Origin of the sequence: uncultured Anaerobiospirillum sp. (assembly GCF_902485895.1) — a bacterium.
Lineage (GTDB): Bacteria > Pseudomonadota > Gammaproteobacteria > Enterobacterales > Succinivibrionaceae > Anaerobiospirillum > Anaerobiospirillum succiniciproducens.
On record NZ_CABTML010000043.1, the window covers coordinates 1 to 9,395 of the forward strand.

General features: G+C 44.4%; 6 protein-coding genes and 3 tRNA genes. 3 read left to right on the plus strand and 6 right to left on the minus strand.

Annotated features, from left to right (window positions below; genetic code table 11):
• Window positions 1-276: 276 nt before the first annotated feature.
• From pykF to asd, 6 genes are all read right to left on the minus strand, one after another.
• Window positions 277-1,683: a pyruvate kinase PykF gene (gene pykF, locus RDO37_RS03575; protein ID WP_027939668.1), complete on the minus strand. Its 1,407-nt coding sequence runs from the start codon at window positions 1,681-1,683 to the stop codon at window positions 277-279.
• A gap of 880 nt (window positions 1,684-2,563) precedes the next feature.
• Window positions 2,564-2,938: a fumarate reductase subunit FrdD gene (gene frdD, locus RDO37_RS03580; protein ID WP_027939667.1), complete on the minus strand. Its 375-nt coding sequence runs from the start codon at window positions 2,936-2,938 to the stop codon at window positions 2,564-2,566.
• Window positions 2,939-2,954: 16 nt separating this feature from the next.
• Window positions 2,955-3,407: a hypothetical protein gene (locus RDO37_RS03585; RefSeq protein WP_027939666.1), complete on the minus strand. Its 453-nt coding sequence runs from the start codon at window positions 3,405-3,407 to the stop codon at window positions 2,955-2,957.
• A 4-nt stretch (window positions 3,408-3,411) separates the two neighbouring features.
• Complete coding sequence (locus tag RDO37_RS03590; protein WP_044121671.1) at window positions 3,412-4,161, minus strand: succinate dehydrogenase/fumarate reductase iron-sulfur subunit; 750 nt, start codon at window positions 4,159-4,161, stop codon at window positions 3,412-3,414.
• 2 nt (window positions 4,162-4,163) lie between these two features.
• On the minus strand, window positions 4,164-5,978 hold the full coding sequence (gene frdA / locus RDO37_RS03595; RefSeq protein ID WP_281709771.1) for a fumarate reductase (quinol) flavoprotein subunit: 1,815 nt from the start codon (window positions 5,976-5,978) through the stop codon (window positions 4,164-4,166).
• A gap of 1,427 nt (window positions 5,979-7,405) precedes the next feature.
• A complete protein-coding gene (gene asd / locus RDO37_RS03600) occupies window positions 7,406-8,269 on the minus strand; it encodes an archaetidylserine decarboxylase (protein ID WP_308498140.1) in 864 nt (287 codons plus the stop codon).
• 852 nt (window positions 8,270-9,121) lie between these two features.
• On the opposite strand from asd, the gene RDO37_RS03605 reads away from it, so the two are divergent.
• The 3 genes from RDO37_RS03605 (at window position 9,122) to RDO37_RS03615 (ending at window position 9,394) form a co-directional block, all read left to right on the plus strand.
• Window positions 9,122-9,197, plus strand: a tRNA-Gly gene (locus RDO37_RS03605).
• A 20-nt stretch (window positions 9,198-9,217) separates the two neighbouring features.
• Window positions 9,218-9,293, plus strand: a tRNA-Gly gene (locus tag RDO37_RS03610).
• Window positions 9,294-9,321: 28 nt separating this feature from the next.
• Window positions 9,322-9,394 (plus strand) — tRNA-Gly (locus RDO37_RS03615).
• Window position 9,395: the final 1 nt, after the last annotated feature.

Sequence of the window (9,395 nt, forward strand, 5' to 3'; positions counted from 1 at the left end):
ATACCGTTACTATAGATAGAGCAATGGAGTTAGCTAATGATATAACTAAGGATGCCAAACTATAAATAATTTGACATTCTATACGTGATTATTTAGATAAACTATAAATGCCATGTACAGTAATTAATGATAGCTGCAGCTGCAGTAATTAATGTTAGTTGTGACTGCAGACTTTGTTTGAATCTTCAGGCATTAAAAAAGCCCGCTGTGCAAGCATAGCGGGCTTTTTTATGGTCATGGCCTAGAGCCATGAAGATTGTTCTTCTTATCTATTAATTAGATAGTGTGAACAGAGAAGGTGTTGGTGATACCGGTAGGAACCAGAGCACCGTTAACCATGCAGATGGTGTCACCCTTCTTAGCCAGACCGGTCTCTAAAGCGATCTTCTTGCCGAGCTCGAAGAACTCATCGGTAGACTCGATGCGGTTAACAACCTGTGGGATAACGCCACGAACTAAGCAAAGCTGACGAGCAGTCTTCATGTGTGGAGTTAAGGCTAAGATGTGGGAAGTAGGGAAGTACTTACGCAGAGCCTTTGGAGCATTGCCGTGCTCAGTAGCAACAACGATTAACTGACCACCTAAAGTCTCGGTAGCCTCAACAGCAGCTAAGGAAACAGCCTCAGTAGTGTTGAGATCCTTGTGGCGGTAGTCAACACGTGCCTGAACTTCGCGGTCAGAACGACGGCAGATAGTAGCCATGGTTGAAACAGCCTCGAGAGGATACTTACCCTTAGCAGACTCACCAGAGAGCATAACAGCATCGGTACCATCAAGAATAGCGTTAGCAACGTCGCCTGCCTCAGCACGAGTAGGACGTGGGTTCTTGATCATGGAGTCGAGCATCTGGGTTGCAGTAATAACTGGCTTGCCAACCTCGTTGCAGCGCTTGATCATGTGCTTCTGGTGGAAAATAACTTCCTGAGCAGGAATCTCAACGCCTAAGTCACCACGAGCAACCATGATACCGTCAGCAGTAGCTAAGATATCTTCGAAGTTATCGATACCTTCCTGGTTCTCGATCTTAGCGATGATCTTGATCTCGCTGCCGCCGTTAGCGTCTAAGAAGTTACGGATGTCCTGTACGTCCTGACGGTTACGGGTGAAAGAAGCAGCAACGTAGTCAACGTTACGCTGAATACCGAAAAGGATGTCTCTCTTATCGTGCTCAGATAAGAACGGCATAGAGATGTGGGTGTTTGGAAGGTTAACGCCCTTCTTCTCACCTAAGGTGCCGTTGTTCATAACCTCACAGAAAACTTCGGTATCGGTGGTGCTTAAGACCTTTAATGCGATTAAGCCGTCATCAAGCAGAACGATGTCACCTTCGTTTAAGTCACGTGCTAAGTCTTCGTAGGTAACAGCGATACGCTCACGGTTGCCGATAACAGTGCTATCGGTAGTGATTGTGATCTTCTGACCAGTTACAAGCTGAATGTCCTGACCATTTTCTAACTTGCAGGTACGGATCTCTGGGCCACGAGTATCGAGCAGAACGGCAAAGATCTTACCGGTCTCTTTCATGATGGCTTCTAAGTTGGTAATACGGCCACCGTGCTCTTCAAAGTCACCGTGTGAGAAGTTTAAACGCATTACGTTCATACCAGCGTTTAATAAAGACTCAAGAACCTCACGCATTTCGGACTTTGGACCGATGGTGCAAACCATCTTAGTTTTCTTCAGCACTTAAAATACCTCGTAACGAGAAAGAAATAATTCAACTAATTTTCGGGTGCTGATTATAGCAAAGGAAAAGCTAAGAACAGGTTAAGAACAGTCAAAAGTGATAAAAAATTTTTTTCTATTACAGTATTTTATAAAGTCAGTTAACTAAATCTTTGATATTCCTATAAAGCCGATTTATTTGCGTATTATGTGCCTGGATCCAAGTAGCCAAGCATCGGGCTTTGTGAGTACTTAGACGTTAAATTTGCGCTTTCTTGCGCTCAAAACGGCCCTTAGGCCAACTTTAGGTGATAATTGAAAGATAGCTCACAGAAATTTGGAAAAATCTGTGTTTTAGCAAAATTTGCATAAGTATTACTTATGGAATATGGTTACAAAACCTTATATATAAGCCAAATGATGTAAAAAGAAATGCTTCAAATTTTGAGTTTCACTTTGGTAATTGCTGTGTAAGCATACTTGTCGTACAGGCTGACATACAAGTCAGATCAAGAGGCAAATTAAGTGTAGATGCGCTTTGGCTTATGTTTGAGGCAGCATGTTTCTGCTACAGATAGATTGTAGTGATCGTATGAATACAGGGCTTCAGCTTTTGAAGCATGACTGCGTCGGTTGATGAAGCGCTATGAAGTTCAATGATGATGAGCTGTTGTGGCAAATAAGAGATCTTATATTGCTAAGTGAAGAGGTGAGGATAGGGCTAGAAAGACTTTGGCATTTGCTACCTGATGCTTCGGTATAAAGGTGGGGTTAGATAGGCACAAATACAAAAGGCACAAAAGCAAATAGCACACAAGCAAAGGGTACAAAAACAAAAGGCGCAACCAAAATGGAAGCGCCTTTTGTTTTCAAATCAAACGATTAAATCGTTCTTATCTTAGAAGAGCTTTGCGTAAGCAGCTAAGATTAAGAAGAAAGAACCGAATGAGAAGAAGCATGCTGCACCGTAGAACACATAGTGGTGTAACTTAGTGGTGTGAATACCAACATCGTGGAGGGAGTGGTATAAACGGTGGAAGCAGTGGAAGAACATGGTGAATAAAACCACGAACAGGATGAGACCAACGATCCAGCTGCCGAAGATTGCCTTGGCCTGTTCAAAGTTTAATAAACCAGAGGTTAAGTCTGGTGATGATAAACCAGCTGCTAATAAGATTACTAAAACAGCAGGTAATACCATAGCAACGGTCATACCGCCGGCACCGAATAATAACCAGAAAATTGGCTCATCGGAACGTACTGGCTTTTGCATGATGATTACTCCCGAATTACATGCTGGCGAAAGCAGCAATTAAGATAACAAGAGTAGCACCGCCCATTGCAGCGTATAAAGCGCCAACAACAGCAGTTTCAGGTACTAACTCAGTAGTGTTCTTGTTCATGAATACACGAACAGCCTTAGGCATAAGAGCAAACCAAGTTACAGCATGGAATACGCTAGCGCCTAATACGGCAACGTTAAGTAACATTACCAGTGGGTGGGCTAAGAATGAATTAACATACCAAAGCCATGGGGCTGCTGATTCAACAGTAGCAACTTCACCGCTGAAGTCGCACAGTACGAACATGAACACGCCTAACATGATCTCAAGTGCACCGAAAAGGGCTGCAGCAGCAGTACCTTCACGGAGCATGTAGCGGAAGTAGAACGGATTCTTTGTCCACCAAGTAGCCTCAAACTTAGGATTGTAAGGCTTGCGGTAATTCTTTACATCGCTCATTGTTTTACTCCGGCTTGAACATTCTGATGACGTAGTCGGTAGCACTCATCTTCTTGCCCAGCTGAATTGCAGAGCTTGGATCTACGTGCTTAGGACAAACCTCGGAGCAGTAACCAACGAAGGTACAACCCCAAACACCTTCCTCAGCTGAGAGGTAAGGTAAGCGATAAGCCTGACCACCGTCGCGGTTGTCGATGTTGTAACGATATAACAGGGTTAAAGCGGCTGGGCCGATGAACTCCTTGTTAATCTTGTACTGAGGGCAAGCTGCATAGCAGCAACCGCAGTTAATGCACTGAGCAAACTGACGGTAAGCTTCCATCTGCTGAGGAGTCTGCTTGTAAGCCTGGTTTAATGGCTTGTTCTTGTCCTTCTCAGCTGGGATGATGTAAGGCTTAATGCGCTCAATCTTCTCAATGAGATCGGAGATGTCAACAACGAGGTCGCGCTCGATTGGGAAGTTATCAAGTGGAGCGATCTTGAGCTCTTTGCCCTCGTAGTCACGTAAGAAGGTCTTACATGCTAAGTGAGGAACACCGTTAACCATCATACCGCAAGAACCGCAAACGGCCATACGGCAAGACCAACGGAAAGAAAGGCTTGGCTCGAAGTGATCCTTGATGTAGAACAGAGCCTCGAGAACTGAAGTCTCGTGGATGTAAGGAACGTCGAAGGACTGCTCCCATGGCTTCTCGTCATGCTCCGGACGGTAGCGGAGGACGGTAACCTTCATAGTCTTTTGCTGTGGTGACATTATTACTTAGCCTCCTGCTCTTTCTTTGCCTTTGCAGCTTCTGCAGCTTCAGCTTCAGCGCCGTATACACGCTTAGCAGGCTGGAAGGTGGTGATCTTAACATCGCTGTAGGAAATATCTGGCAGACCAGTTTCCTTGTTGTAGATAGCAAGAGTGTGCTTGAGGAAGTTCTTGTCGTCACGCTCTTTGTATGCACCATCTGGACCGTCTAAGCGCTGGTGGGAACCACGAGACTCTTTACGGTTGATAGCAGAGTGAACCATGGTCTCAGCACAGTCTAAGGTGTAACCAAGCTCAATTAAGTTCATCCACTCGGTGTTGAATACGCGGCTACGATCGGTTAAGCGAACGTTAGGCAGACGCTTGCGCAGACCCTTCAGGACATCGATAGTCTCCTGCATGGTCTCCTGCTCACGGTAAATACCAACGCCCTTTTCCATGCTCTCGCCCATCTCAGTACGGATCTTGTACTGTGACTCATTGCCCTGAACATCGAATAAGGATAATGCACGAGCCATAGCAGCTTCAGCCTGACGGTCGAGCTCCTTAGAGTCGTGAGCCTTAACCTCGTGTGCGCGCTGTGCAGCAACGTCACCAGAGAGCTTACCGAATACAACGGTCTCAACGAGAGAGTTGGAACCTAAGCGGTTTGCACCGTGGATACCAACGGAAGCACACTCACCGGCAGCGTATAAGCCTGGCATACGGGTAGCGGTGTTGCCATCAGTCTCAATACCACCCATGGTGTAGTGAACTACTGGGCGAATTGGAATAGGCTGCTTAACTGGGTCTACACCTGAGTAGGTCATAGCCAGTTCGCAAATCATTGGGAGACGCTCGTGTAAGTACTTCTCACCTAAGTGGGTCAGGTCTAAGTGAACTGCCTCACCTAAAGGATACTTAATGGTGCGGCCCTTACGTGATTCCTGCCAGAAAGCCTGGGAAACACGGTCACGTGGACCTAATTCCATGTACTTGTTCTTTGGCTGACCAACTGGGGTCTCTGGGCCAAGACCGTAGTCCTGGAGGTAACGGTAGCCGTCCTTGTTGTACAGAACACCGCCCTCACCACGGCAACCTTCGGTCATTAAGATACCGCAGCCAAGAAGGCCGGTTGGGTGGTACTGAACGAATTCCATATCACGGATAGGTACACCGTGACGGTAAGCTAAGGAGATACCGTCGCCAGTTACGATGCCACCATCGGTGTTGAAGATGTAAGCACGGCCTGCACCGCCAGTAGCGATAATTACAGACTTAGCATTGATCTGACGGAATACACCGTTCTGCAGATCATAAGTTACAACACCACGGCACTCACCATCTTCAACGAGTAAGTCTAAAACGAAGTGCTCGTCAAAACGCTCGATTGATGGGAACTGAACGGAGGTCTGGAATAAGGTATGGAGCATGTGGAAGCCGGACTTATCAGCGGCGAACCAAGTGCGTGGTACCTTCATACCGCCGAAACGACGTACGTTAACGTCGCCGTCATCCTTACGTGACCATGGGCAGCCCCAGTGCTCTAACTGGAACAGCTCTTCAGTGGTGTGACGAACGAAGTATTCAACTACGTCCTGCTCGCACAGCCAGTCACCGCCAGCAACGGTGTCCTCAAAGTGCTTCTGGAAAGAGTCATCATCACGAACTACACCAGCTGCACCACCTTCTGCAGCCACAGTGTGGCTACGCATTGGGTAAACCTTTGAAATAAGTGCAACGCGAAGCTTTGGATCTGCTTGAGCAACTGCGATAGCTGCACGTAAGCCAGTACCACCAGCACCGACGATTGCAACGTCAGCTTGAATTTTTTCCACGTGTATCTCCTAAGCCTTGAGTGTGTTATCGCACCGCGATAAACCACCCGGCAAACAGCAAAAATCGTGATTAATATATCACAAGAGGATACATATTTTCTCGCGTAAAACCTAAGTACGATCACGAAAATGGATACACATAATGAACCAGATTCTAGATATGCAACCGAGGTCATTTTTTTACCTCTTGTAGAGGCAAAAAACTGTTTACACGAGTCAGTAAAATGATAACTAAGTTGTGTCTCTTAATCATCAGATTTGCAAGTCCAGACCTTTCGGCGTAGTCCTGATTTGGGTGTCAATGATCTAAAGCTTATCGATTATAACAACGGGCCACATCAAGTTGTTTAACCCTTTGAGTTCTAGAGCTTAGAGCAAGACAAAATCGGTTACTAACATACAAGCGTCACATTAGTTTAAGTTAAGGAGTTCTTAACTACAGCAATCTAATGTGTTTGTAAGCATATGGTTGCTCGTAGCAACACTGCTTTACTAAAGGAACAACCGCTGAAAAGTCAGGATTTGCACTTGAGAGTTTTGCTATCAACTCAACAAATAATTTGTCAGTTGCAGCAAGGCTCCTAGTAAGCTGCAGTTTTGATCGATGTCTTCAACTGCATAACTCATTAAGCCTGATAAGGGAAGCTATGTGCCTTAGCAAGTAGCTTCGGTTATCTTAAGTCCAAATGAATCTAGGTATTCTAACCTGAATAGTTTAGCGCTTGAGAACTTGGATCCCAAAAATGCGATGTTGCTATACAAATTTTTGCGTGACAGACGCGCACCAGAGTAATTGCAAGTGCTTAAGTACAATCAAATGATTGAATAAGAACAATTAAAGCTACAAAATTAAAGCTCATAAGACGACTTTAGTAGCTTTTTATACAACCTCTAAATCATGGTGATCTTTAAATCCGAAATTTGTGTTGATCTAATGCAATGGCCCATGCCATAAATTGTTAGTCTCTCCAAGCCTTGCATGTGTGCTTACTTATTAGGATTGATTAAGCAATGCTTACATGGCGTGAAGTAATGAGTTACCAATAAGACTTTCACTTTTGTAAGTGTATTGATCTAATAAAAGTATGCTGAGTTAACAGTGGTCACGATCTTAATCGGTGGTGATCTAAAGAAACAGTGATCTTGAGCCTATTGGCGATCTAAAAATACAGCTGCATTCTTAGCCTACTGATCTTCAAAGCAGGAGTGATCTTGTATTGGGGTAGCTCATTTCAAGGTGGCGATCTTAAACGCTAGTATGGGGGTGAGATCTTAAGGTAGAAAGGGGATGAAGGATGTAGCAGAATGGATCTTGGCGGGGAATATAGCAGAATGGATCTTGGCGGGGGATGTAGCACAATGGAGCTTGGCAATGCCCAAGATCTCTTAGCTGAGATCTTGGGAAACTTACATGTAAGGAAGCTAAATTAGCTATTTGCGAGAGCTGTATTAGCGATCATAGGCTGACCCATCTTCACAACGGCACCTGAGGTGATTGATGAGTGAAGATCGCCGCCTTGTACTGGCCATAAAGTAATAACGGTAGATCCGAACTTGAAGTGTCCGATCTCATCACCACGCTTGTATCTGAGATCCTTATCAGCGTAGTTCTTGACCTCAATACCGCTGCGACGGACTACGGTACCATCCCATACAGTGCCAATAGAACCAACCATTGCAGCACCAACCATGATGACAGCCATTGGGCCTAATTCGGTTTCAAAGATACATACCAAGCGCTCGTTCTTGGTAAAAAGATCATCCATATAAGAGACGTTGCGACGACCAACAGGGAAGTGACGACCTGGAATATGAATGGTACGTAAGAGCTTGCCATCTACTGGCATATGAATACGGTGGTAGTTAGCTGGTGAAAGGTAGGTACAGCAGAACATACCGTTTTCAAATAAGTCACTATCTTCTTTAAGTCCACCAACTAAGGCACGTAAAGAGTAGTCAATGCCCTTAGCTTGGATGAGACGGCCAGACTTAATAGTAGCTGCTTGCCCAACAGTACCATCTACAGGAGATACTGCTTTGCACTCACTTTCAGAGGCGATAGGGCGTGCATCTTCTTTAAGTTTACGGATAAAGAATTCGTTAAAGGTTTCGTAGCTCTTTAAATCAGGATTAGCGCATTCTTCAAGATTGATCTTATAAGTAGTAACAAACTTTTTAATGAGCCATTGAGTAAAGCCACCCATCTTTGCATCGGTAAGCTTAGATGAAAGAAAGGTTAAAGTAGAAAGTGGGGTAAGGTACTCAAAGACCTTTAAGATTAGACCGAACATGTAAGTTCCTCAAAATGTTCTTAAGTGGCAAATGGAAATCTGTAAACGTACTCATCTTTATGTTTGAGTAGGGGACAAGATTAATTTGCACGTCTTAAGCCACATAATTAATCAATTTGTAGGAGCAAACAAGGTATAGGAATTTGCCCTCTTGTGCAATGATTATATGCCCCAAAGCATAGGAATAAGATAGGCATCTCATACTAAGCTAAGGTACAAAAACGCTACATTCACATGTCTGCATAAGCTGCATTGCAAAAGTTACCAAGGTAGTAGCTGTTCTAGCTTATCTATGTGAAAGATGAAATTGCTCTGATCTTATAGCAGGGACTAGCTAATACCTTGGGTATGGTCAGATGGATTTTCTTGTATTGCGCTGCTGTTCCTTGCTTTTATATGAATGCTAGCTGTTAATAAGACTGCAGATGTGTTTAGAAGGTTTAGGTGTTTAACAACAGCTCCGCTGCAGATATGCTGAAGCCACACTACAGCTATGCTCCTCTTTAGTTATGGGATGGCATATAAAAGTTGAGATAGGGTTACTGAATTTAATGGTGGTGGGTGCACTTTGTCAGTTTTGCAGCTTTCTAAAGTAGGTTGAAGATTAAATTCAGTTAGGACTTTGATTAAGTTTTGCTAATTTTGAGTGATTTTGATGGTGCGATCGCCATGAAAAGTGCGGTGAGTGATAGGTTTTGAACCAAACTTTCAAAAAAGTTTAACATTGCAAAAGTCGCATAAAAATGCCATTTATTAACAAAATGCGGTACTTTTTATGCACTGAATGTAAAATTTTTTTGAAAGGGGGCTTGCAATGGTTAAAAAACTCCTTATAATGGCGGGCCATGGAGAGCGGGAATAGCTCAGTTGGTAGAGCATAACCTTGCCATGGTTAGGGTCGCGAGTTCGAACCTCGTTTCCCGCTCCATTAAAATTCATTATCTTTATGCGGGAATAGCTCAGTTGGTAGAGCATAACCTTGCCATGGTTAGGGTCGCGAGTTCGAACCTCGTTTCCCGCTCCAAAGTTTAATGAATTACTTTACACTCTATGCGGGAATAGCTCAGTTGGTAGAGCATAACCTTGCCATGGTTAGGGTCGCGAGTTCGAACCTCGTTTCCCGCTC

Bases quoted from the DNA above. Each gene is read 5' to 3' on its own strand.
- RDO37_RS03590 (WP_044121671.1), bottom strand. From the start codon at position 4,161: ATGTCACCACAGCAAAAGACTATGAAGGTTACCGTCCTCCGCTACCGT.
- frdD (WP_027939667.1), bottom strand. From the start codon at position 2,938: ATGCAAAAGCCAGTACGTTCCGATGAGCCAATTTTCTGGTTATTATTC.
- RDO37_RS03585 (WP_027939666.1), bottom strand. From the start codon at position 3,407: ATGAGCGATGTAAAGAATTACCGCAAGCCTTACAATCCTAAGTTTGAG.
- asd (WP_308498140.1), bottom strand. From the start codon at position 8,269: ATGTTCGGTCTAATCTTAAAGGTCTTTGAGTACCTTACCCCACTTTCT.